The sequence below is a fragment of the Gordonia sp. NPDC057258 genome (assembly GCF_042668985.1).
Taxonomy (GTDB): Bacteria; Actinomycetota; Actinomycetes; order Mycobacteriales; family Mycobacteriaceae; genus Gordonia; species Gordonia hongkongensis.
In genome coordinates, this window is record NZ_JBHUXZ010000031.1 from 1 (window position 1) to 24,246 (window position 24,246).

Below are 24,246 nucleotides of genomic sequence, written 5' to 3' on the forward strand. Positions count from 1 at the left end.
AAGTCCTTGGATGGAAAACTCCCGCCGAAGTCTTTGGCGAACAACTACACTCGCTACAACAACCCAGTGTTGCATCGACCGATTGAACGCGCCCAGCACCTATCGCTGACCTTTACCGATCGGCTGATCGAGTTGGGAATCATTCCCTCGGTCGGCACTGTCGGCGACTCCTATGACAACGCCCTGCCGAGAGCGTCAACGCGTCCTACAAGACCGAGCTGATCAGGCAACGTCGACCGTGGCGCACCGCCGAGCAGGTGGAGCTGGCCACGTGCGAATGGGTCTGGTGGTACAACCAACAACGTCTTCACTAAGCGCTCGACTATCAACCACTCACAGAGTTCGAGGCAGCCCTCAACGGCGCCTCAGCTATCTGCGAGTCAGCCGTCCCGGCCCTCGCAACAACATAGGAACTAGACCTGGGGTACTTCGCTGGAGCCAGCTAAACCAGGCTCCAGCAAACCCCACCCCCGGCAATCCTGCACGGGCCAGCGCGATGCGGACACGAACGTTGCTGCACACCCCTCTCCGCTAAGTGGAGCGGGCATGGTGCCTTCCTTCAAAGTTGCGTACCGACGGGTCAAAACAACCAGGGCATCTCGTCGTGACCGAAGTCGCGGAAGTCGCCGAACCGGCCGGAGTAGAACACCAGGCCGGTGCCGTCGCGCCACCGCAGCTCGGACACGTCGCCGTAGAAGACCCGGTGGTCGCCGATGTTGTGCGCGCTGTGCACCGTGCATTCCAGGTGCGCGAGAGCATCGGCGACCACCGGAAGCCCGCACGCGGTGCGGTCATACGGCAGCCCCTCGAAGCGGGCGCCGCCACGGGTCGCGAACCGCCGGGCGACCGCCTCCTGCCGGGACGACAGGATCGACACTGCGAACCGCCCGCCGGTCTCCACCGCATCCGTGGTCCGCGATCCATGGGTCAGCGACACCAGGATGATCGCGGGGTCGAGACTGACCGACGTCAGCGAGCTGATGGTCATGCCGCACGGTTCGCCGTCGGAGTCCTCGGCGCTGACGACCGCGACACCGGTGGTGAACCTCCCCATGCTGCGTCGCATGTCGGAGGGAGTGGGACGAGAGAAGGCCGGCAGGGTCATGATCGTGTCCTATGCGCTGCGGTAGCGGACCTCGAAGGTGAGCACACCCTCGTCGGTACGCCACGGGCCGTGCGGCATTCCCGGTGGGCGGCAGGCGTACTCACCGGCCGAGAACGTCTGGTCCAGGGTCAGGTCGACGAACGAACCCTCGAGGATGTAGACCTCCTCCCAGAAATCGTGCTTTTGCACGCCCATCGGGCTGGAGTCGGCGCCCGCCTCGTAGCGGAGGATGCGGGTGGCGACGTTGCCGTCCGGGTCGCGCGACAGGATGCGTTCGGTGATCTTGGGATCGCCGCCGGGACACACGGTGTATTCCACGTCGGTGACCGGGAAGAACTCGTATTCGGGTTTGGCCATGATGATGGCTCCTCTCAGGCGTTTTCGAGCTTGTAGGACTGCAGGAAGCCTGCAACGTCCTCGAGTGCGTCGTCGTAGGCGTAGTTGCGGTAGGTGTAGGCACCCTTCACGACGAAAGGCGCTCCGGCGTAGAACATCTCGTACTGCTGGTGGCGGCCGGCGAACTCGGAACCGACGATGTCCCAGGCCAGCTTGAACAGCTTGATCCGCTCTTCGGACGGCACGCCCGGCGACTGCACATAGTGCTGGATGTCTTTGGCGGTCAGCGAGCTCGTGAGGTCGTGCACGCTCGAGGGCAGCTGCAGCACCCCGCCACCGACCAGGTCGCGGAGGATGGCGAGCACGCGCGGATAGGTCTCCGATTGCAGACCCATCGACCCGTAGAGTGCCTGCCGACCCGGCAGCCATTGCCCGGAGGCGTCCGGCTCCGCCGTGTATTCCGCCGCCAGCACCGCGGATTCGACGCCGGACACGACGGCGGCGAGTTCGCCGAGCTTCTCCTGGACGCTGGGGATCTTGTCCACGCCGTTGACCTGGGTCACCCGGCGCGCCACGCCGGCGATGAATTTCAGCTTGGTGGCGAAACGGATCTGCGCCTGCCAGTTGCCGAGAACGTGTGCTCCGGTCTCGAAGAACTGACGGCGCACGCCGACGATGTCGCGGTCGACGAACACCCGATCCCAGGGCACCAGGACGTCGTCGAACACCACCAGGGCGTCGGGCTCGTCGTACCGCGAGGTCAGCGGGTAGTCGAAGCTGCTGGTCGCGGCGGGCGCGTACGGCCGCCGGCAGTAGAGCTTCAGGCCCTCGGTCGCCACCGGGACCACGAACGAGACGGCGAAGTCACTGTCGTCCGGGCCGAGCGGTTTGATGCACGAGACGAACACCTCGTCGGCGATCGCGGCGCCGGTGGCGAGCATCTGCGACCCGCGCACGATGATCCCCTCATCGGTCTCGCGCACGACACCGGCCTGGAGGAACTCGCCCTCCCAGCCCGACGCCGTGGTCGCCCGCGAGACCTGCGGCGGAATGATCGCATAGGAGACATACAGATTCTCCTCCAGCAACCGACGATGGAATGCCGTCACGTTCGCCGACAGGTCGCGGCCCTCGCCGGTGAACACCTCCGGGTGGGCGGCGAAGGATGCGAGGAAGGTTCCGACATGGTCGGGGCTACGTCCGACCCACCCATGGGTGTGCCGAGCCCACGTCTGGATGGCTTCGCGACGGAGTCGGAGTTCCTCACGACTGCGGGGGATCCCGAAGGTGCGGTTGGCAGGGGCACCGGTCTCCGGCGCGGTGTACTGCATCCCGCGCTCGGGGTCGGCGGCCAGATCGAACATCTCGGCGATGGTCGCCGCGACCGGAGCGAACGCCGGGTGGGTGGTGACGTCGTCGACCTTCTGCCCGTCGACGAGCACCACGCGTCCATCGTTCAGGGAGGACAGATAGTCGGTTCCGGTACGCATCATCATCGTCCTTCCGGATCTGAGGTGTAGGAGTGGGTGAGGACGGTCCCGGTCCGGCAGCGTGAGTTCGAGATCCCACCGGGTGCCGTAGACGAAAGTGCCGTCGAGCAGCGGCAACGTGCCCGCGAAACAAAGCAGGTCGGCGCCGTCGTCGCCCTCGCGTTCGGCGAGTATCCCGAGCAGGTTCTGCGGCGTCCGCAATCCCGACAGGGCGCCGTCCTGGTAGAGGCGGCCATCGACCCAACTGCGGGCACGGCATGCGTCCCAATCGAAGTCGTCCCAGGACGTGATCTCGGCGACCTGCCGGCCGACCGGCTTCGGGCAGGCGCGTTTCGAGTCGCCGATGTCCACGGTCTCGAGCTGTCGGTCGGTGTGGTCGGAACCGATACCGAGATACCAGCGTCCGTCCCGGCGCAACAGCACCGGCTCCACCTCGCCGGAGGTCTCACGACCGTGCACCTCCGTGGTGGGGTCGGTGGTGACGCTGCCCGGCTTGACCGGATAGAACATCGGAACCTCGGGCGACGGGGCCACCCCGATGGCCGCGAGCTCGTCGATGTGGTGGCGCACGGCGGCTTCGTCGCGCCCGGTGTACCCGGCGACAAGAGTGCGGAGGGTGTCGAACTCGATCTGCTCGGCGGTGCCGGCGATCGTGAAGCTGAGCACCCGGGTGTCGGTGCCGGTCATGAGTGGACCTTTCTACGGGACAGAACGGAATAGTCGGGAAGGCGGTCGCCGAGTACCGGGAACTCCGACCGCACCGCGGCGACCACGGCGGGGTCGATCTCGGCCAGGGTGACCCCTTCGGCCGAACCGGCCTCGGCGACAACCGATCCCCACGGGTCGACGATGCGGCTGTGACCCGCCAGTTCGACCCCCGCGTGGGTACCGGCGGCGTTGCACGCGATGACGAACACCTGGTTGTCGACGGCGCGCGCCGAGGTCAGCAACCGCCAGTGCTCCCGTCGTGCCATCGGCCAGGCTGCCGGCACGATCACCAATTGCGCTCCCGCAGCGCCGATCTCGGACCAGAGCCCGGGGAACCGAAGGTCATAACAGGTGGTCGCCGCGACCGGGCCGAAGGCAGTGTCCACCGCGTGGACCTGCTCACCAGGCTCCAGCAGCCGAGCCTCCTGCGACCGATAACCGAACACGTGCACCTTGCTGTAGTGGTGCACGACGGTACCGTCCGGTCCAAGCAGGACAGCGGTGTTGCGCAGGCGTTCCGAGCCACGATCCTCGACGATGCTGCCCGCGTGCACGAAACAGTTCCGGCGGCGTGCGATGGCAGCCATCGTCGACACCGTGGGCCCGTACAGGTCCTCGGCCGAGGCCGGATAGTCGTCGAAGTGGTTGTAACCGACCCGCCACAGCTCCGGCAGGACGATGAGGTCGACGTCGTCGGGCAGGCCGTCGACGAGTGTGCGCACGCGTTCGAGTCGATGCGCGCCGGTCTCGTCGTCGGGACTGGCCACCTGGACCAGTGCGATCTTCATGAAGGGCTCCTTTGGAGTTCAAGCGCGAGTCACACATTGGCTTTCCTCGCCTGCACCTGAGGGGAAGTGGCCAGGCCAGCTTGGAACCAGGCCACTTCCCTACCACTACGTAGAGGTTGCCTGCTCTGCGGCGTTCAGGTGGGCGAGCAACTCGTGATTAAATCGATCGCCGATCCTCTGTACCGCGTGCGGACTTCCCTCAAAGAGCACACGTTTGGCGTCGAGTTCCTCGGCGAGTGCGTCGGCCACATCCTCGAAACCAGGTGTCCCGCCGCCGGTGACGACCAGCTTCGGGAAGGGCGCGCTGGACAGCTTCGCCGTCGGTGCACCCGTCTCCCAGGGGCGCTCAGTGGTGAGGTTTCGGACGGCCTCGGCCAACGCGGCGGGCAGCGGCGAAGGCAGTTGCATGTCCACGCTCAGCACCTCTAGAAATCCGGCCGCAAAACCTTCTAGGTCGTCAAGATCTGAGTTCTGGAAGTGACCGCGCAGCGCGGCCGAGAGTGCATCCGCGGCGGGACGACCTGCACCATTCGGCATTGCGGGAGGTTCAATCACCGTCAGCGACTTGACCTTATCCGGCGCCAACGCCGCTGCTCGCATCGCGACAACACCCCCCATCGAGGTACCAACGAGATGGGCCCCCTCTTCCAGAAGTTCGACAACATCAACTGCATCCCGGTCAGGGTCGATGCGGTCTGTCGAGGGGCTTGGCGAGTATCCGCGACGGTAGGGAGCGATCAATTGGTAACGATCTGCCAATACCTTCTGCTCTCCGAACGCCGTCGCCGCAGAACTGAGGCTACCGTGCACCAGCACTACTCGCGGTCCGGAGTCTCCCCACCGCTCGGTGGCAAGTTCAGTCATCGAGACACCTCATTCCGACGCTGCGGCGGCAGCAGCAGCGAAGACGCCATTGTCGACGTCGAGTTGGCGAGACTGAAACTTCCACCCCTCCGAAGTTCTGGTGACCACATCGCGGTAGACGCCCGAGGCGATAATGTGTGGCGCCTTCTCCACTTGCACCTTCAGCACCAAACAGTACGACTCCGCACGATCACCGTCTCCATCGATCACGTAGTTGGTCATAAAATGCCGAGCGCCATCTTCTTTTCCGGCTGCGATATGACCTTCGATGAACTCCTTAATCTCGGCGTGTCCGGTGAAAGTCCCATAGGTGGCTATGAACTGACCTCCGTCGACCCAATACCCCACCCAATCATCGACCTCGTGTCGGTCCAGGTGCGCAATGTGCGCGTTCGAGAGCTCCTGGATAGCGATCTTGTCGTCCGTAGACAGTGACATGTACTTTCTCCTGTTCCCTGGCGAGTGAGCCACGACCTAAGCTACGGCACTAGTGTGTAGTATACAAGATACTAGTGTAAATATTTTGCTACGGTTAGGTCATGGCCAAGTTTTCAGGTTTTACAGCCGTCGAACGCCCACCCACGCTGTCTCGGCGTGCATATCTGCAGCTACAGCAGGCGATTCGCGATGGCGCGCTCAAAGCGGGCGTCATGTACTCGGAGAACGAGCTGGCCGAACAGTTAGGGATGTCACGTACTCCTGTACGCGAAGCCGTCATCTCCCTAAGTCGTGAAGGGCTCATAGAGATCGCTAGTCAGCGCGGGTTCCGGCTTCGCGAACTCACCGCGGACGAGCGCAGCGAGATATTTGACCTCCGCGCCTTACTCGAGCCCTACGTGGCCGCGCAATTGGCCACAACGCACACCGACGAACAGGTCACACAGCTCGCCAACCTCATCGACGAACAACAACGGCTCGCCGTCGCGCCCCACAACGCCCAAGCCTTCCTCGACCTGGACGAACAGTTCCACCTTCTCCAAGCCGAACACCTGGGCCTCGAGCGCACTCGAGCCACAATGGCAAATCTTCGAGGCGCGATGTGGCTCTTCGGGTTCGAAGCGCTCAGCCTGCCACACCGCTACAAAGAAGTCGTCAACGAGCACCGCGCTATCCTCTCCGCCATCCAGAGTTCGGACAGCGACTTAGCACACCAGGCCGCGTACGACCACGTACGCCGCACCGCCCAAGCTGCCCTGCACCACGAGCACGGCTTGTCGACCTAACTCCAACACCGCGCCCCGGCAGACCGTCGGTATCGAGTCAGCTTGGCGTCCCGCTGTGACTGCAAGCGGCAGCTGGAGCCGTGTGCGGCGACGAAGCCGTGCGTGGTCGAGACCGATGTGGAATGCCGCTCGTGTCCTGCGGGTCCACCGCCAGTCGGGGAACCCAACTTCGATCCGCAGGACGTGCTCGGCGGGCATGCTTCCGGCCCGGTCCCACCGAACTCGATGAGCACTAATCGACGCCGCGCGTGTCCGCTCGCGAAGTCCTCCGAGTTGTCCACCGATGGCGCGATTGTTCGGGAGCGACGAGGGGGTAGGGCTCGGTGTCGCGGCATCGCTAGTCTGCGTCCGCCCCGTCCCCCTGGCGATGACTCGCGGCGGCCACTCCACACTCTCTTCGAATACGCTCGCGGATCACGATGTAGTTAAGTGCGATTTGCCGCCGCGCGGCCATGGAAACCGCCGAGAGCGGCCGAAGCGTCGGTCGAGGCACTAGCCCGCGGCTGAGTGAGCGGCCGATTCAAACCACTTGACGACTGCTAGATGTGCCTCCGGCCAGCCGCGCCTTCATCCGGGGATCGATGCTGTACGATCCGCCCGGAGTAGACGTCCTTGCTCGCACGCAGGTACAGCTTGCCCTCGCCGGTGTGATGGTCGGTGATATCGGTTAGCCACTAGCAGTACGGTCTGTCGGCGGTGAACTGCGTTGGACCAGATCGTCGTGACCGGCGGCTCGAATCTTCGGTTGCGGCCACGCGGTCCGCTCGCTCATCGGGTTCTTTGACCCGCTCTGCTTCGTCGGCGAGGAACCGGTATCCGAACTCTCGGAATCGTCTCGGTTGGCGTTGAATATTGAATGGGGCATGCGCCGGTACGCCGCGGTCAACTCGGCGGTGGTGACAGGAGCAACGAGCCGGCGGAAGGAGGGTTGACGGGAGAGCTTAAGGACCCGGCACGACACCGCCACGGGGTCCTCGTCGGCGTCGGCGGCGATCGCTTTCGGACATTCTGTCAGCCCGCGCCGGAGGATCGGGTCTTGTCGGTGGCCGTGGGCGTCTGGCCGCCGGCCATGTGACTTATGAGTCACCCACTGCCGAGCCGATGATCGGAACGATCCACACAACGCCACGCCATGTCACGCTGCGCCAGTCCAGGGCGGCAATTGGCGATGTCGACGGTCGCAGACCTCGACAGGGTTGATTGACACCGAAAGAGAACGAGCGCCGCGCAGGCGACGTAGAGTGGCCAGCTGAAATCCGCGCTGCACGCGGCGTCTCGGGCGCGTGCCCCAACCCGGCAACCTGCGTGATCAGGATTTGTCAGCGGCGGCGAGCTGGGAGGATCGAACTCGTTGATGCCGACAGACCTGGCTCAAAAGTCGAGATGACCAGGGCAAGGCTGGTGCGAGACTGGAGCAGTTGAAGCGACGGCGACAGCAGCTGGCCGATGGCGAACCGGTCACCGCGGAAACCTCGGCAGCGGCTGCAGCGCATGCCCGGGGGTCGATGACGCGCGCCGTCGCTGCACACGAGTCCGCACCTGACCCATGTCCTCGGGGATCAGGTGACTCATCGGGAGAGTTCGCTCATTCCGTAACTTGCAGCATGTTGACGTTCAACCGCGTCACCTCCTTGCCCAACTCGTCGTCCAGTGGCGCCGCCCCCCGACGTCATCACCTAGGGCGGACAGATCGTAGTTGTCGACGATGGGATGCTTGGCCAGCGCCACCGCAACCGGTGGCGCGATGAAGCGCTGGTCACCTGGTGACTCTGCACGGTTTCTAGGAACTCGACGAGATCGAACCGCGCGCACGATCACCAACCGGCCCCTTGTAGAGGGCCGCCGTGAGCAGCACCGTCATGCCGAGATGTGGAAGAACGGAAGCACCGCAATCACCACGTCGTGGGGGTCATCCCGTGGAGCGGCTTGATCTGCGCGACGTGGTCACCAGGTTGCACGGACGTAACCGCCCCCGCTGATCTGGATGCTCGTGTGACACAGCGTCGCAGGCGAACAGGGCCGAAGCCGCCCCACAGACGTCGTTCCTCTGCGTACCCCGCCTGAACCGAGGTGATATCTCGAGGGTCGGTGACCCTACGAAAGCCGACCGTTCACCCGGCGCGGGATACCCCACGGGTTCGCATCGACAAGAGCGGACGGCAGGTTCGCCTCGGGCACCGACTGATAGGCGACCGGACGCAGGAACCTCCGAATCGCCGTGGCTCCGACGGAGGTGTGTACCGAGTTGGTGGCCGGGTAGGGACCACCGTGGTGCTGAGCCCAACCGACGGCCACACCGGTGGGCCACCCATTCCAGATGACGCGCCCCGCACGGCGCGCAACCGCACCGAGCAATCCCGCAGCATCGGGATCGTCATCGGTTCCGTGGACGGTTGCGGTCAACGTGCCCGGCAGGACCGCCATCGCCGCGTACAACTCCTCGATCGATGTGTAGGTCACGATCAGCCCGAACGGACCGAAGCATTCTTCGAGCAAGTCCTGAGGGTTTCGGCGTAGCGCCCGCGCATCGGTCACGCCGATGACCGGGCGGACCGACAGATCGTCCAGACCACTCTGCCCGGGCGCGGCCACCGGCCGGACCTCGGGATGGTCGAGGATCTGTTGGGACACCTCGAGAAACGACTGGCGGATCCCTGCGTGCAGCAGACGGGACGAATCATCGGTGACCGCGGTTCGAACGAGCCGCTCGATCGAACTCTGCTCGGGAACGAACAGCAGTCCCGGCTTGGTGCAGAACTGTCCCACGCCGAGGAGTAACGATTCGAGGAACTCGCCGGCGATCTTGTCCGACCGGTCCGCGGCGGCGGCAGGCGTCACGAACACCGGGTTGGTGCTGCCGAGCTCACCGTAGAACGGGATGGGATCCGGGCGGCCGGCTGCCAGATCGGCCAGTGCACGGCCACCCGATGTCGAGCCGGTGAACCCGACGGCGGTGATACGCCGATCCTGGACGAGCTGACGTCCGATCTCGGCGCCCTGCACAACCTCGAAGGTGCCGTCCGGGGCGCCGCCCGCCCGCAGACCCTCCGAGATCACGCCCGCGTAGGCGGCGGTAAGTCGTGGCTGAGCAGGGTGGGCTTTGGCCACGACGGGGCAGCCGGCAGCCAATGCCGAAGCGGTGTCTCCGCCGCCGAGTCCGAATGCGAACGGAAAATTGCTCGCACCGAACACCGCGACAGGTCCGGTGGGCACGAGCATCCGGCGCAGATCGGGACTCGAAGCAGGGTACGCATCGGGATCGGCCGTGTCGATGATCGCTTCCAGCCAGGAGCCCTCCTCGACGACCTCGGCGAACATCCGCAGCTGCGTCGTCGTCCGCGTGACTTCGCCGCGCAGGCGCGGCTCGGGCAGTGAGCTGTCGGCGGCCGCCAGTGGCACCAGTTCCGACCCTGCGGCGTCGAGCGCATCGGCCACCGACCGCAGAAGGTGCGCTCGCTCGTGCAAGTCCGTACGAGCGAGAGGCGTCGCGGCCGCCTCGGCGGCCTCGAGAATCTGCTCGTAATCGTGCGCGGTGGTGTCGGGGAGAGTTTCTGTCGCAGTGGTTTCCATTGCTGTCCTGTCGAATTCGGAGCATCCGGTGCTGAGTGTGCAGATCACAGTGTGCGGGAGAACCGATGTGAGGCGACATCTCCACATGGAGATGTTGTGCGCGCGGTCACTGCCTTCAGGATGGGCATCACACGAGATACCGGATGACTTTGGAGGACGACGATGACCGCAACGACAGGACCACTCGCGGGGGTTCGGGTACTGGACATGACACGTCTGGCGCCCGGACCGTACGCGAGCATGCTGCTCGCGGATCTCGGCGCAGAAGTGATCGCCATCGGCGGTGGTCGTTCCGGGCTTCCGGTTCCCGCCTTGTCGCGAGGCAAGGAATTCATCTCGCTCGATCTCAAGACCACCGACGGCCTCGACGCCCTGCACACCCTCGTCTCGGAAGCGGACGTCTTCATGGAAGGATTCCGCCCCGGGGTGGCAGACAAGCTGGGAGCCGGCTACGCGGAACTGTCGGCTGTCAATCCCGGACTCGTCTACTGCAGCGTGACGGGCTACGGCCAGCACGGTCCCATGGCGCAGCGCGCCGGTCACGACATCAACTACCTGGCCATCGCCGGCGCCCTCGGGACCTTCGGCCCCTCGGATCACCCGCCGACACTGCCGCTGAACCTGGTCGCCGACTTCGCAGGTGGCGGATTGCTGTCGGCATTCGGCATCGTGTCCGCCCTCTACGACCGGACCCGTACAGGCAAGGGCCGGTACATCGATGCCGCCATGGTCGACGGCGTGCTGTCGATGATGGGAATGAACTTCGTCGATTGGCAGACGCCGACGCTGCCCGGCCGTGGACACGGCGTACTGACCGGATCGATGCCGTTCTATCGGTGCTATCGCTGCTCGGACGATCGCTACGTCGCGGTCGGAGCCCTCGAGACCGCCTTCTTCGAACGGTTGTGGACCACCCTCGACCTCGGTGCCGTTCCGAATCATTTCGACGAGTCCACCTGGGATCACATCGAAAAGTCGCTGGCCACAGCATTCGAGACGAAGACGATGGCGGAATGGACCACGGAGTTCGCCGAGGTGGATGCCTGCGTGACACCGGTACTCGAACCGCACGAACTGGCCACCTTCGATCAGATCGTGGCCCGGGACCCGGACTTCGCACTGGATTCGGTCCCCGTGGTCCCCGTGTTCTCCGACGGCCCGACTCGGCGCGCCACCGACACCCACGTCAAGACCGAGGAGGTGCTGCGCCGTGCCGGTGTCGTCGAAGACCTCGCCCACCGGGCAGCCGCAGACGGTGTCCCCTCGTCCGTGACAGGCCTGAGCTGGCCCCCACTGTGACCGTCGAACTTCCGAACATCACCTTCCCCACACAGACCAGGAGTAATTGATGAGTATCGAATATCGCGAATTCCGCGAGAGCGTCCGCAAACTCTCGCAGACCAAGATCGCACCGCACGCCGCCGATGTGGACGACAAGGAACGATTCCCCTCGGAAGCCTGGGCAGCCCTGCGCAGCAACGACCTGCCCGGACTCGCCTACCCCGAAAGCCTCGGTGGCAGCGGAGCCGACCTGCTCGCACAGGTCATCGCGGTGGAGGAAGTCGCAGCATCCTGTGCAAGCACGGCGCTGGTCATGCTGGTCAACTGGGCCGGCACCTCCACCGTGCTCCGCCAAGGCTCCGACGAATTGAAGCAACTGGTGGTACCGGACGTCGCGTCGGGCGCTGCCGGCGCCGCATGGTGCATGACCGAGCCGCGCGTGGGCTCGGACCTGTCGGCGATCGCAACGACCGCAACCCAGGACGGCTCCGACTGGATCCTCAACGGTCAGAAGCGGTTCATCAGCAACGCGCCGTGGGCCGACTGGTACGCGGTACTGGCAAAGACCGGCGAGAAGTCACTCGGCATCTTCATCGTGCACAAGGACGACGCCGGCGTCAGTTTCGGCGCTCCCGAAAAAAAGATGGGTATGCGCGGCAGTCCCACGACCGACGTCATCTTCGACGAGTGCCGACTGCCCGCCGTCCGCGTCGTCAACGACCCCTACCAGGGGTTCGCGTACATCTCCGAGGAACTGAACGTCAGCCGGGCACTCATCGCCGCGCAGGCCCTCGGCATCGCACAGGGCGCATTCGACGCCGCCGTGTCGTACACGACCGACCGCGAGCAGTTCGGCCAGTCCATCTCCCGCTTCCAGCTTCTGCGAGGAATGGTCGCCGATATGGCCGTCGATATCGAGTCGGCCCGCGCGCTGCTGTACGACGCAGCCCGTCTCATCAACGACGGGGAACCGGCGGGACGGACGAAGGCGGCCATGGCGAAGCTGCTGTGCAGCGACACCGCCATGTCGGTGACCACCGATGCGCTCCAACTGCACGGCGGATACGGCTATGTCCGTGACTATCCGGTCGAGCGGATGATGCGCGACGCCAAGATCACCCAGATCTACGAGGGCACCAACCAGATTCAGAGACTCATCGTCGCCAAGTCGGTTTACGGAAAGTAGGCGCACCGTGCACCACCCCCAGCAACAGCAAGCGCTGAGCGGCATCCGGGTACTCGATCTCGGCGAGATCATGCAGGCCCCAGTGGCGGCGCAGGTTCTCGGCGACCTCGGCGCCGAAGTGATCAAGGTCGAGCGCGGTGTCAACGGAGACATGCTGCGAGGCCTCGATCGCGAGTCACTCGACGAAAGTCGTCCCAGCGCCTACTTCGCCGCGGTCAACCGCAACAAGCGCAGCATCGCACTGAACCTGAAAACTCCTGAGGGACAGGAGATTCTCCATCAACTCCTCGCCGAGACGGATGTTCTCATCCACAGCTACCGGACCGCGGCAGTCGAACGACTGGGCTTGACCTACGACGATCTGCACGAGCGCTATCCCCGGCTCGTCTACGGTACCGCGACCGGATTCGGCGAGACCGGACCGTACGCCCACAAAGCAGGCCAGGACATGCTCGCGCAGGCACTGAGCGGTATGGCACGCGCGTGCGGGGACCCGTCGATCTCGGCATACGTACATCCGGTACCGACCGTGGACTACGCCTCGGGTATGGCTCTCGCCCAAGGGATCTTGGCTGCACTGTTCGAACGCGAGCGCTCCGGCCGCGGCCAGAAGGTCAGCGTCAACCTCTTCGATACCGCACTGGCCCTGCAAACTCTCGAAAGCTCCACACTGCTGGCGTACCAGCGCGAGACCAACTGGGTCAGCGACTGGTACAGCGGCATCTTCGAAACGACCGACGGCCTGCTCCTGGTACTCGGCCTGTTCCGCGAGAACGCTCTGCGGCTGGCATGCAAAGCCCTCGACATCGACGATCTATCCGTCCAGCCGACATTCGCAACACCACAACTTCAGGCGGAGAACAAAGAGGCCGCCAACGCGGTTCTGCGTCCGCTGGTCGCACAGTTGAGCACCGCCGAGGCGGCGGAGTTGTTCGATGGGGTCGATCTGCTCTGCGCACCGCTGCTCACCCTGCAAGAGGCGCTCGATCATCCCCAGGACCGGGCCGTCGCCCACGTCGAGGCACTCCTCGATCACCTCACTCCCACCGGACCGCACGACAGCAGACCGGCAGGGATCCTGATGGACGGGTGCTTTGAAGACGCGTCACAACGGGACGCTCGTCGACGTCGAGATCGAGGGTGTGCGCACCACCCGGCTGATGGGCAACCCCGTCACGTTGTCCCGTACACCCGCCCAGGTGCGCCGCGGCGTGCCGGCGGTCAGTGAACATGCCGACGAAATCCTCCCGGAAGTCGGTCCGCTCGGGGACGAGCCGGTCGAGCTTGAGCAGCGCGGCAGCGGCGATGGCCGTGGCGGAGGTGTCGATCGGAACGTCCGGACCGGTGCCGGCGTCGAAATCCCAGGACACGACCGCGCCGTTCGGTGTGCGGTCGAGCCACCATTCCGCCAGTCGGACGGCGGTCGGCAGAAAGGACGGCGATGCCCACTGTGCAGCCTGGGCGTATGCCACCATCGCCCACGCCTGTGCCCGGCCCCAGGTGCTGTCGGCGTTCATGCCCTTGTGGGTGTATCGGTCCAGCAGTGCACCATTGGATGTGTCGAATCGTGCCGACTGACAGACCGAGCCATCGGTGCGGATGCACAGTTCGATGTGCCGCTGCGCGTGGCGGATCGCGGCGTCGTGGAAGCGCGGGTCGCCGGTGTGTGCCGAGGCCCAAGACAGAAACAACCCGTCTGGGTACGGGACTATCTTTCTGACCCCGGAATCACCCACGACTTCGACGCGCTCGTGAAAGAGGAGGCATTGCGTGGAATGCTCGCAGTGCCCATGTCCTACGAGGGACATGTACTCGGCGCCATGTACGTGGGCACCCGCGAGTATTCGTCCTTCGGTGATCGAGTCATCGCAGAGATCCAATCGATCGCCGAAACGGCTGCCGTCACTCTCCTCAGCGCCCAAAGGGCCGCAACCCAAACAGAACTCGCGCTCGAAGCCGAACGGAAACGGCTCGCCGAATCCCTGCACGATTCAGTGAGCCCGGTCCTCTTCCGGATCGGCGCCGAACTGCAGAGCCTTCGCGCCCTCGGTGACGCGCAGGCGATCCACGATCGCCTGGAGGAGATCACCGAGCAGGTCCATGCCGTCAATGCCTCCATCCGCCGATCGCTTACCAACCTCACCGCGCGGCCTCCCGAACGAAACCTCCCGGTCGGCATCGAGGAGGACTGCCAGGCATTCACGCTCCGGACTGGAATCCCGGCCCGCTTCGTGCCCCTGACCGAATCTCCCGACCTCGATGCCAGCCGCGTCGAGGCCCTCCAGCGCCTCGTTCGCGAAGCGCTGGTCAACGTGGAAAAACACGCTGACGCGTCCACCGTGGTGGTCAGCTTGTCGGCGCGGTCGGGCAGGGTGACGGTCGTCATCAGCGATGATGGCCGGGGCGTCGACGGCACCGACGATTCCAAGCGGGGAAGCCAACTGGGGCTCGGATTGGCAGCAGGGCGCCTCGAGCGGCTCGGGGGCGGCATGTCGGTCGTCAGCGACGACGAAAGCGGCACCACCGTACGCGGCTGGGTCGACGCCCTGGAGGGACCGAGCACATGACCGCGCCACCGAAGACCATCCGCATCCTCGTCGTCGACGATCATCCCATCGTGCGTGGCGGTGTGGAACTTCTCGCCCGCGAGGACACCGACCTCGAAGTCGTGGGAGGTGCACTGACCGGCGCTGCCGCGGCCGAATTGGCCCGCACCCTGCCCGTCGACGTCATCCTCCTCGATCTTCGACTTCCCGATATCCCTGCACCGGAACTGATTCCGCGTCTTCGGCGAGCCGCGCCGCACGCGCGGATATTGCTGTTCACCGCGTTCGCCGATCACGGCGCCATCGATCTACTGATGGAAGCAGGCGCCGACGGCTGCCTCGTCAAGGACATCAGCGGACAGGACTTCGCCACAGCCATTCACCGTGTGTCCAGCGGAATCCGGGTGGTCGACCCGAGGTTGACGGGACCACGAAAAGTCGTGCCCTCCGAGGCGCTGTACCGGGCCGGCCTGACCCGTCGCGAGTACGAAGTGCTGCGCTTTGCGGCCATGGGTCACAGCAATCCCGAAATCGCTCAGGAACTATCTCTCACCCGCAACACCGTGAAGACCTATCTGCAGGGCGCCATGCAGAAACTGAACGCGCGCAATCGCGTCGAAGCCATTGCACGCGCTCACGAACTTCGCTTGCTCTGAAGCAAATTCGCTTTTCCGGAGCGCACTCCACCTCTCCACATGGAGATGTTGTGTGTTCTGGGTCACCCATATATTCGAGTCGCAGAAATCATCTCGCGCTCGTGACAACGGAGGCCCCACATGCCAAAAATGTCCCAAACATCGAAAGTAGGATTTGCCAGCGGTGTTGGCACTACAGTCGAATGGTACGACTTCTTCATCTACGGCACCGCAGCCGGACTCGTCTTCAACAAGATCTTCTTCCCCGAGTTCGACTCTCTGATCGGCACTCTGCTCGCCTTTGCCACGTTCTCCGCCGCCTTCGTGGCGCGCCCGCTCGGCGGAGTGGTGTTCGGTCACTTCGGTGACCGGATCGGACGCAAGTCCATGCTCATCATCACCTTGACCATCATGGGCTTGACCACTCTCGGAGTTGGTCTGCTCCCGAGCTACGAGACCATCGGCGTCGCCGCACCGATCATCCTCGTCACCTTGCGTTTCGTGCAGGGTCTCGCACTCGGGGGTGAGATCGGCGGGGCAATTCTCATGGCCGTCGAACACGCTCCCGCCGACAAACGCGGCTACTACGGCAGCTGGGTGCAAATGGGAGTGCCGGCAGGATTGATGCTCGGCAATACGGTCTTCCTGTTGATGGCCGGACTGTCTCCCGAAGCGTTCGAATCCTGGGGATGGCGAATTCCTTTCCTGATCGGCGGCGCATTCGTCGCGATCGGCCTGTTCGTTCGACTGCATGTCGGCGAAAGCCCGAACTTCGTCCGCGTCAAGAAGAACGCACAGCTGGAAAAGCTGCCCATCGGGGTGGTCCTTCGCCACTACCCCAAGCAGGTCCTCCTGACCTGCGGCGCCTACTTCGCCATCGGCGTCACCTTCTACGGCACTACGGTATTCGGCCTTAGCTACGGCGTCACGCAGGTCGGCTACACCCGAAACCAGATGCTGACACTCGTCCTCGTCGCTATGGCGGTCACGTTCGTCGCACTACCGTTGTTCGGCAAGCTGTCGGACGCCTACGGCCGAAAGCCGGTCTTCCTCGCCGGGGTTCTCGCCATGCTGCTGTTCACCTTCCCCTGGTTCTGGCTGGTCAACTCCGGATCCTTCGCGCTGGCGATGATCGGGTTCGTGGTGTTCTGCCTCGCCTTCGCAACCTCCTACGGTCCCCTCGCAGCCTTCTTCGCCGAAGCCTTCGACACCCGCATCCGCTACACCGGAATCTCCTTCGGCTACACGATCGGCACCCTCGCCTCGAGCGCTCCCGCACCGATCGTCGCCACGTACCTGCTCGATCGCACCGGCTCGTACGTCGCCGTGGCGCTGTTCATGGTCGCAATGTGCGCCGTCTCCGTGTTCTGCGTGATCGCCATGCGCGAGACCTACCGGCAGGACCTGTCCGACACCGACGAAACCTCCGGACCGGAACAGCTGACACCGGCCGCTCACTGAGCACGCTCACGCCCCCGCCCCCGTGCGGCGGCCGCCGATTCGTCAGCACAGGATCCCACGGCCGTGGACCTCGACAGACATCCATCCCACCCTGATTCCCGGGGGCGCGGAACGCATCCCCCCGCGCCCCCGGCACCCTCGAAACGAGTTCAGATGAGCATCGCCGAACCGTCGCTGCACCCGATGGCTCTGCCCACCACCTCACTGTGTGTCCTGGTCACCGGCGTCGAACAGAACGAAGGCGCCCACGTGGCCCGAACGTTGGCGGCAGCCGGTCACCATGTGTTCACGCACAGCTTCACCCTCGATGCTGCCGAACACCTCGCCGGACGAATCACCGATGACGACGGGATCGCTCACACGGTCGCGGCCGATCTGACTCTCGAATCCGACGTCGACAACATGTTCACCCACCTCGAGCGACGATACGGCGGCATCGACGCGCTCGTGCACACCGCCTGGCTACCCGGCCCGGAAACCGCATGCCACTCGCTGAGCAGCATCCGCTCTGCCGACTGGGGCCGGTTCACCTACGACCACATGGCGTTGCTATTCCACACCACCAGACGTGCTGCAGTATCCCTCCACCGCACCGGTGGCATCGGATCGATAGTCACCGTCACCGGCCTGGACGCGCTTCGCAGAATCGCCGACACCGATCGAGTGCCGGCGCGAGACTCCATTGACGGTGCCATCGAATCATTTGCTCTCGCCGCCGGACGTGAACTCGGCAGCGAGCTCCTACGGATCAACAACATCCGTCTGGTACCCACCCCGACTCCAGAGACAGGTGTCACCGCCGCTGCCCCCATACGCCTCGAAGCGGCGCTGCCGGAGCTGATCGACCCAGCGTCCGATATCGGCTCCGGTGGCATCTTCACTGCCTACACCCCCTTCCCTGCAGCTGTGCGGTGACCGGCGTCGACCCGATGTCCCCATTCGTTGTCATCGGTGCGTCGAATGTTGCCCGGCTCGTCTGCGCCTCGCTCACCCGACGCCACTTCGATGTCCTCCACCTCGATGCACCCGACGACCCGGATCTTCTGCAGATCCCCCAGCACGACCCGGCCGGGGTCGCCGTGGTCACCCACGACGACGCGGTCGCCGTTCGTTACGCACTCGCCATCGCCCACATCAGTCCCCGCCTGCCGATGGTCGTGACCGTCTTCGACCGCACCATCGCCAACCAGCTCACCCGATTGATCCCCCACTGCCAGGTCACCTCGCCCGCAGACCTCGCGACACCGTCCCTGGCCGGCCCGTGCATCGCTGCCACGATCGACGCCGCACACACCGCGTCCGACGGCACCGCACGCGTCCTCCGGCATCCCGCCCCCGGCGACCAACCGACCTGGCAGCCGCTACCCCACAGCCGCACCAGCAGAATCCGCCGCCGTTTCGTCCATTCCATCGGCACACTGCGATCCCACGACGCCGGCACCCGCATGCTGCTCACCGGCCTCACCGGGCTGCTCGCCATACTCCTGATCGATTGGATATGGCTCACTGTCGGCAAGGGCCACCACTGGGTCGAGTCCCTCAAAGAAGCGGTCCAGGTCGTCGCCACCGTCGGTCCCGCACCGGCCTCACACGGCGACCACACCTATGACGCGTTCGCGGCCCTCGCGATGTTGGCGGCGATCGTGTTCACCGCGATGTTCACCGCCGGGATAATCGAACGTCTACTCGGAACCAGGCTCATCGGCTTGATAGGTCAACGGGTTCTCCCCCGCCGCAACCACGTCATCGTCGTCGGCTTGGGACAGATCGGTCTCCGGCTATGCCTCGAACTTCGCAAGCTCGGCATCCCGGTCGTCGCCATCGAACGCGACGATCGAGCCCGTAACCTACGCTTGGCGCGAGCACTGAACATTCCCACCATCGTCGGGCACGGTGCCGACAGGACCCTCCTCGTACGCGCCCGCCTTGACCGAGCCCTATGCCTTGCTGCCGTCGGTTCCGACGACCGCGACAACATCGCCGTGTCCGTAGCAGCCCACGGTGTACACCCTGGCGCCAGACTCGTCCTCAGAGCCGGCGAACACGAAGCACTCACCGACACCGGATCCCTTCTACCGCTGGGGATCACCAGAAACGTCGCAACCTTGAGCGCAACCTTTGTCGTTGGACAGTTGCTCGGTCTCGACGCCAACCGCGTAGTAGTCGCAAAGGGCACGATCTACCTCGAACTCGACGGGTGCTTCCAACAGTTCGCCATCTCCGCACGACATCATTGCCCCCATCTCACCGGAACGGATGCTCGCGGATGCTCACTACCCCTCGTTTGAGGTACGACTCCGATAAGCCCTTCGAAGCCAGCGCGCAACAAACCGGCGCGAATCCGAAGCGGACAGGCAATAGCGATGACGAATGCCGAGTCACGCAGCCCTGGGCGAATCTTCTCCGTCGCGCCGTAACCGCCTCCAACATCCGGAAGTCACCCACCTCCTTACGCGGTACACCGCCAGTTAGGCTCCAATCGACCCATGCCCACCATATCCCTTAGTGCGTGAGGCCAATGGGCGCCGCGGCCGACCTGTGCGGAAGCCTCTCGTCATGGAGCTGATCGTCGGGGCTCGGCCGTGTGCGGCACCCCAGCACTCGCCGGGGATGACCGGTGAACAGCGCGTTGATCGATGACGCGATACCACCGCCGCGCAGAATCTCGTGGACGACGGCCGCAAACGCGGGTTCGGCGACAACACACCGACCACATCGCCGATCCCATATACCGCGCGCCGCGATCGCACCCACCGCCGCGTTGATCTGCGCGATCAGCTGCCCGTAGGTGGTCCCCCTAACGGTAGCGAAGCGAGGTCGATAATATGACTGAACTTGCCGTTGAACGCTGGGGCGACAGCAGACTGTGTGTGGTGGTCGTGCGCGGTAGTTTGAACTCCGCGGCCGCCGCGTTCGGGGAGCAGAAAGTTCACGCCGACCGGCTTCGCCTTATCGCCCCCTACCGTCGCGGTTACTCGCCGAGCCCCCGCTGCTGATCGGGTGGAACTAAATCGGGATGCGGTGGATGTCGTCGAAGTCCTCGATGAGTGCCCACTTGGTGGGCACCTCGATGGGCGGTGTCGTGTCCCCAGCAACTGGCGGCGTTACCATCGCTGAAACCGGTTCCGGGCTTGTTCATACCGTCCGGGCAGAGGACCCCGGTACTCGGTGATCGGCTCCCTGACCACTCAGTGCTATCCCCAAAAGACTCCAACCTAACCAGCGCCGATATACCAGCGCTCACCCCTCGAGCGCCAGTACAGACAGGGCGAAAGTGAGCAATCGGGACCTATGCCTCCTTTCGCGAACCATACGACGGACACTCCACACACACAAGCAGGTGCTCTATGACGCAATCACGACGTTACTCAGATATCCCCTTCTAACTGCTGTACGAACTCATCCATGCTCCAGAAGTCCATTGTTTGACTGATTCTTGTACCGGCAATAATGAACACATGAGTTCCAGGCAGTCGCACAGGACGGGTCTCGCCGCCTCGGAGCTTCCAGTAGCCGGTGAGCTCGTAGTGAGCCGCCAGCCATTTGTCACGGCCCAGTACCTTTGTTGTGGACCAGCTCGCCTTCGTCATCCGGCCCAGGAATCCTGTTAGCGATAGGGCGATCTCGTTTCGACCTATGGCCGCTTTTCCGGTTGCGACATCCCGATGGATTCCGTCAGTGGAGTAGAGGTCGGCGGCGATCTCGGGCATTGAGCCCAAGAGCGACAGACCGAACTGCCGAGTCCGCGACACTGCGCTAGCTGTAAGACCGGGGCAGGTTGTGAACGTGTAGGCGTTCGATCGGGGTGAGTCCGCCGATACCGCTGTGGGCTCGGTGGTGATTGTAGTGGTGTAGCCAGTCGCCGTAGGTGGCTGTGCGGGCGGTCTCTGAGCTGTAGAACTCGGCGTAGGCCCATTCCGAGGCCAGGGTGCGATTGAAGCGCTCGACCTTGCCGTTGGTTTGCGGACGGTAGGGACGGGTCATCTTGTGCCTGATCTCGGCGCCGAGAGATTCTGCGAAAACCTTTGAGCGGTAACAGGCTCCGTTGTCGGTCATCACTCGTCGCACGGTGATGCCGTGCGCTCCGAAGAAGGCCGTGGCCCGGTCCCAGAACTGCGCGGCGGTCTCTTTGCGTTCGTCGGTGAGGATCTCCGAGTACGCCAGCCGGGAATGGTCATCGACGGCGTGGTGCAAGTACGCGTACCCCGGGCGGTGTTTCTTGTTGTGCCGGTTGCCGATCGTGCGCCCGAGTTTGCGGTGCCCACCGCCTTCTGGGATGCGGCCGAGCTTCTTGATGTCGACGTGGATCAGGTCGCCGGGAGCGTCGTGTTCGTAGTGGCGTGGCGGGGTCCGGCGTACCGGAAGCCCGGTGGCCTGATCCACGTGACGCAACAGCGGCATCCGATACCGGCGCAACACCGCCTCAACGGTCGATCTCGCCAGCCGCAGGTGCGCGGCGATACGTGCAGCGCCCCAGCGACGCACGAACCGCAGCTTGATGATTCGACGTTCACGGCGCACCGCAAGTCGGGTGGGTGAGCGGCGGGGGCGGCTGGAGTGATCTGCCATGCCGGCCTCACCGGTCTGCCGGTAGCGGTCAGCCCACTTCTTGGCGGTCGCGGTGGAGCAGTTGAATCGTTCCGCGGCTCGTCGCAGAGGCCAACCCTGGTCGACAACGCACTGAGCCAGGGCCAGACGGCCACGTTCGGTGAGAAAAGCATTACGGTTGGATAGTGGACGCGGTTCATCGTGGGCCAGTCCAACTGTTCCGGAAAGAATTCGTTGAACACCTCGTGCGACGGCTGCAGTGACATTCCCTGATAGATCAGGGATCCTCCACCCAGACCCGTGGGACACAGCGCGGTCATGTTGTCGCCGACCACGGCATCGATCAGCCCGACGTAGGGCGCGACATCGAGTGTGCGCCCGAAAACGTGGGGACTTGAACGGTGCCACAGGATCCGCCGATCCGGCTCGGCAGCCCTCGGGAAGGTGTCGGAGTCGGGGCCGGCAATCCACCGCCGGCCTCGCTCCATCATCACCACGGGCACTCCGGCCTGTGTCAGGCGAAGGGCCGCGACACCGCCGCCGAAGCCGAGCCCACGACGACAACCCGGTGCTCGACCCGAGTCGTCGGCACCCGTCGCGAGTTCGTCGGGGACGCGGACACTGGTGACGGCGACAATGCGGCCGTGGCGCCGAGCCCAACCGCTCCTGCCAGGACCGACCTACGCGAGATCGTCATCGAAATCAGAATCTCCTCGTGGTAGTGCTGGGTAGCCGTTCTGGGGATGGTTCGCCAGACATCAGCGCGGTGGGTCCGCCCAGAGATCACACTGGTGCAACCGGCCGAAATCCGAGCGCATCGCGGATCCGGAGTCCGAGATCGAGAGATAGTGCGGTGAGCCCACCTGTGTCGGAGTCCAGTCCGGCAACCCGGCCGCCTCGGGAGATCCGTTGCGGGCGAATCCCGCCCATTGATCTCGTAGTTGCAGCGCCAATTCGCGCGATGGACCGGCCCAGGGGATCGGGACACCGCCCAGCCGGGAGAACAGGTAGGTCAGCTCGGCACCGTGGAACGACCTGGGCACCAGGGGGTGCGGCCGGCCGAGCGGCGCCGCGGCGAAGCGGTACTGCCACACCCTCGCCCCGCCCTCGATGGCCGCTTCCGAGGTCGCCTGTGCTGGACAAGCGAACAGCGAGTCGGTGTAGACCGCCGACATCGCGAGCGCAGGCGACGGATACCGCTCTACCGGATAGGCCGCCAGCACGGCATCGGCCTTGTCCGGGTACCGGTCTCGGACCATCGAACGGAATCCGTCCTCGGTCGGGTTCCGGCCTTTCATGTACTCGAAGAGTGCGACGAAGATGTCACCCTCCTCGGCGTTGCTGCCGATGATGAGCGGCATCGAACGGGCCGCACCCTCACGCAAGGCCTCTTCCGGGGTCTTGGTGACGATCACGCCGTCGATGAACGGCCCCCAAGTCGTCTTCGCCGAGTCGAAGCCGGTGGTCGGCGACTCGAGGAGTCGATCGACGGGGAGCTTACGCAGACAACTGAGTCGGGTACTCGGCGTCCGGCAGCCCAGCGAACTCGCGTAGGCGATCGAGCGTTCGTATCCACTTTCACGTGTGGGCGGGACCACTGGGCTCCGGGCACAGGCACCGCTCTGGATGATTGCGCGACGGAACAGCCCCCTCGATCCCGGCGAGGCGATCTGGGTGCACACACTCATCCCGCCGGAGGACTCACCGAACAATGTGACGTTGCCGGAATCACCACCGAACTCACCGATGTTGTCCCGCACCCAGCGCAGCGCCGCCTGCTGGTCCGCTGTCCCGAGAGTCCCGGAGACGCCACCGTTCTGACGGGCCAGCTCCGGCAACGAGAGAAACCCGAAGGGACCGACGCGATAGTTCGGGATGGCAACGATCACTCGGCCGCGCCGGACGAGGTCGGCGGGCGAATCGTATTGGAAAGTCGAGCCGAGAACGTAGGCCCCGCCGAATAGGTACACCATCACCGGCAGCTTGTCCTGAGACGTGGTTCCAGCCGGGACGTACAGGTCGATCGACAAGCAGTCCTCACTGGATGGGAACGGGATGGAATTCGGCAGCGGCACCGGACCCGGTGTCTTCTGCGGGCACTGCGGCCCGTGCCGGTCGGCCGTCCGGACCCCGCCCCACCTGCCCGGGGAACGGGGCGGCGCGAATCTGTCCGCCTCTGCGAAGGGCACTCCGAGGAACTGTTCGATGTGATCGACGCTCACACCTCTTACCAGCCCTGAACCGGTCTGCACTGCACGCGGAGAGGCAGCAGCGTTCTGGGGCGGCACCACCGACACCCCCACAAGGCTGATCGCACAGACCAGCAGCCAACTCAACCGACGACGCACCATGGGTTCCCGCCCTCCCTAGACTGCGCTCAATCCTACCTCATGGCGGTGCGGTGGTGATATAGTTTTGTTACAAAATCAGAATGTGACCTTGGTCATAGCGTTTTCGGGACGCGCGACCTAACGAGTGTGCTGAATCAGACCATACACATGGCAA

Annotated in this window: 19 protein-coding genes and 4 pseudogenes; 10 read left to right on the forward strand and 13 right to left on the reverse strand. The window is 64.5% G+C overall.

The annotated features are described in order from the left end of the window. Positions 1–120 precede the first annotated feature (120 nt). Positions 121–308, forward strand: a pseudogene (locus tag ACFUEJ_RS18620) (integrase core domain-containing protein); the annotation flags it as partial. 272 nt (positions 309–580) lie between these two features. On the opposite strand, the gene ACFUEJ_RS18625 reads toward ACFUEJ_RS18620, so the two are convergent. The 6 genes from ACFUEJ_RS18625 to ACFUEJ_RS18650 form a co-directional block, all read right to left on the reverse strand. After that, positions 581–1,105, reverse strand: a complete 525-nt coding sequence (locus tag ACFUEJ_RS18625) for a flavin reductase family protein (protein ID WP_101823362.1) — start codon at positions 1,103–1,105, stop codon at positions 581–583. A gap of 9 nt (positions 1,106–1,114) precedes the next feature. Beyond that, positions 1,115–1,462 carry a cupin domain-containing protein gene (locus ACFUEJ_RS18630; RefSeq protein ID WP_064569928.1) on the reverse strand — a complete coding sequence of 116 codons (348 nt, stop codon included), beginning with the start codon at positions 1,460–1,462 and terminating at the stop codon, positions 1,115–1,117. A 14-nt stretch (positions 1,463–1,476) separates the two neighbouring features. Further along, positions 1,477–3,618 (reverse strand): 4-hydroxyphenylacetate 3-hydroxylase N-terminal domain-containing protein, encoded by a 2,142-nt coding sequence (locus tag ACFUEJ_RS18635; protein ID WP_388031067.1) that lies wholly within the window; start codon positions 3,616–3,618, stop codon positions 1,477–1,479. Then, positions 3,615–4,427 (reverse strand): carbon-nitrogen family hydrolase, encoded by an 813-nt coding sequence (locus tag ACFUEJ_RS18640; RefSeq protein ID WP_388031069.1) that lies wholly within the window; start codon positions 4,425–4,427, stop codon positions 3,615–3,617. The genes ACFUEJ_RS18635 and ACFUEJ_RS18640 overlap by 4 nt, the downstream gene beginning before the upstream one ends. 105 nt (positions 4,428–4,532) lie before the next feature. Further along, a complete protein-coding gene (locus ACFUEJ_RS18645; RefSeq protein WP_101823138.1) occupies positions 4,533–5,291 on the reverse strand; it encodes an alpha/beta fold hydrolase in 759 nt (252 codons plus the stop codon). Positions 5,292–5,300: 9 nt separating this feature from the next. Then, the gene (locus ACFUEJ_RS18650) at positions 5,301–5,729 is read right to left on the reverse strand and encodes a nuclear transport factor 2 family protein (RefSeq protein WP_101823140.1); all 429 of its coding nucleotides are present in this window, start codon (positions 5,727–5,729) and stop codon (positions 5,301–5,303) included. Between the two features lie 101 nt (positions 5,730–5,830). On the opposite strand from ACFUEJ_RS18650, the gene ACFUEJ_RS18655 reads away from it, so the two are divergent. Beyond that, positions 5,831–6,514 (forward strand): GntR family transcriptional regulator, encoded by a 684-nt coding sequence (locus ACFUEJ_RS18655; RefSeq protein WP_101823141.1) that lies wholly within the window; start codon positions 5,831–5,833, stop codon positions 6,512–6,514. Positions 6,515–7,067: 553 nt separating this feature from the next. Here the strand turns inward: ACFUEJ_RS18655 and ACFUEJ_RS18660 are convergent. The 3 genes and pseudogenes from ACFUEJ_RS18660 to ACFUEJ_RS18670 all read right to left on the reverse strand — a co-directional run. Continuing rightward, a pseudogene (locus ACFUEJ_RS18660) lies at positions 7,068–7,194 on the reverse strand (IS3 family transposase); the annotation flags it as partial. 868 nt (positions 7,195–8,062) lie between these two features. Beyond that, positions 8,063–8,457 (reverse strand): annotated as a pseudogene (locus ACFUEJ_RS18665) (AMP-binding protein); the annotation flags it as partial. Positions 8,458–8,608: 151 nt separating this feature from the next. Next, positions 8,609–10,084 carry an aldehyde dehydrogenase (NADP(+)) gene (locus ACFUEJ_RS18670; RefSeq protein ID WP_101823144.1) on the reverse strand — a complete coding sequence of 492 codons (1,476 nt, stop codon included), beginning with the start codon at positions 10,082–10,084 and terminating at the stop codon, positions 8,609–8,611. A 162-nt stretch (positions 10,085–10,246) separates the two neighbouring features. On the opposite strand from ACFUEJ_RS18670, the gene ACFUEJ_RS18675 reads away from it, so the two are divergent. From ACFUEJ_RS18675 to ACFUEJ_RS18710, 8 genes are all read left to right on the forward strand, one after another. Then, a complete protein-coding gene (locus tag ACFUEJ_RS18675; protein WP_101823146.1) occupies positions 10,247–11,383 on the forward strand; it encodes a CaiB/BaiF CoA-transferase family protein in 1,137 nt (378 codons plus the stop codon). Positions 11,384–11,432: 49 nt separating this feature from the next. Further along, positions 11,433–12,551 carry an acyl-CoA dehydrogenase family protein gene (locus tag ACFUEJ_RS18680; protein WP_101823147.1) on the forward strand — a complete coding sequence of 373 codons (1,119 nt, stop codon included), beginning with the start codon at positions 11,433–11,435 and terminating at the stop codon, positions 12,549–12,551. 7 nt (positions 12,552–12,558) lie between these two features. Next, complete coding sequence (locus ACFUEJ_RS18685) at positions 12,559–13,779, forward strand: CaiB/BaiF CoA transferase family protein (RefSeq protein WP_388031075.1); 1,221 nt, start codon at positions 12,559–12,561, stop codon at positions 13,777–13,779. After that, on the forward strand, positions 13,712–15,118 hold the full coding sequence (locus tag ACFUEJ_RS18690; RefSeq protein WP_388031148.1) for an ATP-binding protein: 1,407 nt from the start codon (positions 13,712–13,714) through the stop codon (positions 15,116–15,118). The genes ACFUEJ_RS18685 and ACFUEJ_RS18690 overlap by 68 nt, the downstream gene beginning before the upstream one ends. Continuing rightward, positions 15,115–15,753 (forward strand): response regulator transcription factor, encoded by a 639-nt coding sequence (locus ACFUEJ_RS18695; RefSeq protein WP_101823152.1) that lies wholly within the window; start codon positions 15,115–15,117, stop codon positions 15,751–15,753. The genes ACFUEJ_RS18690 and ACFUEJ_RS18695 overlap by 4 nt, the downstream gene beginning before the upstream one ends. A 120-nt stretch (positions 15,754–15,873) precedes the next feature. Then, positions 15,874–17,193, forward strand: a complete 1,320-nt coding sequence (locus ACFUEJ_RS18700; protein WP_180819536.1) for an MFS transporter — start codon at positions 15,874–15,876, stop codon at positions 17,191–17,193. Between the two features lie 153 nt (positions 17,194–17,346). Next, positions 17,347–18,108: an SDR family oxidoreductase gene (locus ACFUEJ_RS18705; protein ID WP_101823155.1), complete on the forward strand. Its 762-nt coding sequence runs from the start codon at positions 17,347–17,349 to the stop codon at positions 18,106–18,108. A gap of 14 nt (positions 18,109–18,122) precedes the next feature. After that, the gene (locus tag ACFUEJ_RS18710; protein WP_101823157.1) at positions 18,123–19,481 is read left to right on the forward strand and encodes a TrkA family potassium uptake protein; all 1,359 of its coding nucleotides are present in this window, start codon (positions 18,123–18,125) and stop codon (positions 19,479–19,481) included. Between the two features lie 328 nt (positions 19,482–19,809). Here ACFUEJ_RS18710 and ACFUEJ_RS18715 read toward each other — a convergent pair. The 4 genes and pseudogenes from ACFUEJ_RS18715 to ACFUEJ_RS18730 all read right to left on the reverse strand — a co-directional run. Next, positions 19,810–19,986, reverse strand: a pseudogene (locus tag ACFUEJ_RS18715) (4-coumarate--CoA ligase family protein); the annotation flags it as partial. Positions 19,987–20,561: 575 nt separating this feature from the next. Further along, positions 20,562–20,903: a hypothetical protein gene (locus ACFUEJ_RS18720; RefSeq protein WP_388031079.1), complete on the reverse strand. Its 342-nt coding sequence runs from the start codon at positions 20,901–20,903 to the stop codon at positions 20,562–20,564. A gap of 46 nt (positions 20,904–20,949) precedes the next feature. After that, the gene (locus ACFUEJ_RS18725) at positions 20,950–21,951 is read right to left on the reverse strand and encodes an IS481 family transposase (RefSeq protein WP_388031151.1); all 1,002 of its coding nucleotides are present in this window, start codon (positions 21,949–21,951) and stop codon (positions 20,950–20,952) included. A gap of 548 nt (positions 21,952–22,499) precedes the next feature. Next, a complete protein-coding gene (locus ACFUEJ_RS18730; protein ID WP_388031082.1) occupies positions 22,500–24,092 on the reverse strand; it encodes a carboxylesterase/lipase family protein in 1,593 nt (530 codons plus the stop codon). Between the last annotated feature and the right edge of the window lie 154 nt (positions 24,093–24,246).

Excerpts from the sequence above, each read along its gene's own strand:
- ACFUEJ_RS18625 (WP_101823362.1), bottom strand. The coding sequence starts at position 1,105 with ATGACCCTGCCGGCCTTCTCTCGTCCCACTCCCTCCGACATGCGACGC.
- ACFUEJ_RS18630 (WP_064569928.1), bottom strand. The coding sequence starts at position 1,462 with ATGGCCAAACCCGAATACGAGTTCTTCCCGGTCACCGACGTGGAATAC.
- ACFUEJ_RS18635 (WP_388031067.1), bottom strand. The coding sequence starts at position 3,618 with ATGACCGGCACCGACACCCGGGTGCTCAGCTTCACGATCGCCGGCACC.
- ACFUEJ_RS18640 (WP_388031069.1), bottom strand. The coding sequence starts at position 4,427 with ATGAAGATCGCACTGGTCCAGGTGGCCAGTCCCGACGACGAGACCGGC.
- ACFUEJ_RS18645 (WP_101823138.1), bottom strand. The coding sequence starts at position 5,291 with ATGACTGAACTTGCCACCGAGCGGTGGGGAGACTCCGGACCGCGAGTA.
- ACFUEJ_RS18650 (WP_101823140.1), bottom strand. The coding sequence starts at position 5,729 with ATGTCACTGTCTACGGACGACAAGATCGCTATCCAGGAGCTCTCGAAC.
- ACFUEJ_RS18655 (WP_101823141.1), top strand. The coding sequence starts at position 5,831 with ATGGCCAAGTTTTCAGGTTTTACAGCCGTCGAACGCCCACCCACGCTG.
- ACFUEJ_RS18670 (WP_101823144.1), bottom strand. The coding sequence starts at position 10,084 with ATGGAAACCACTGCGACAGAAACTCTCCCCGACACCACCGCGCACGAT.
- ACFUEJ_RS18675 (WP_101823146.1), top strand. The coding sequence starts at position 10,247 with ATGACCGCAACGACAGGACCACTCGCGGGGGTTCGGGTACTGGACATG.
- ACFUEJ_RS18680 (WP_101823147.1), top strand. The coding sequence starts at position 11,433 with ATGAGTATCGAATATCGCGAATTCCGCGAGAGCGTCCGCAAACTCTCG.
- ACFUEJ_RS18690 (WP_388031148.1), top strand. The coding sequence starts at position 13,712 with ATGGGCAACCCCGTCACGTTGTCCCGTACACCCGCCCAGGTGCGCCGC.
- ACFUEJ_RS18695 (WP_101823152.1), top strand. The coding sequence starts at position 15,115 with ATGACCGCGCCACCGAAGACCATCCGCATCCTCGTCGTCGACGATCAT.
- ACFUEJ_RS18700 (WP_180819536.1), top strand. The coding sequence starts at position 15,874 with ATGCCAAAAATGTCCCAAACATCGAAAGTAGGATTTGCCAGCGGTGTT.
- ACFUEJ_RS18705 (WP_101823155.1), top strand. The coding sequence starts at position 17,347 with ATGAGCATCGCCGAACCGTCGCTGCACCCGATGGCTCTGCCCACCACC.
- ACFUEJ_RS18710 (WP_101823157.1), top strand. The coding sequence starts at position 18,123 with ATGTCCCCATTCGTTGTCATCGGTGCGTCGAATGTTGCCCGGCTCGTC.
- ACFUEJ_RS18720 (WP_388031079.1), bottom strand. The coding sequence starts at position 20,903 with ATGCCCGAGATCGCCGCCGACCTCTACTCCACTGACGGAATCCATCGG.
- ACFUEJ_RS18730 (WP_388031082.1), bottom strand. The coding sequence starts at position 24,092 with ATGGTGCGTCGTCGGTTGAGTTGGCTGCTGGTCTGTGCGATCAGCCTT.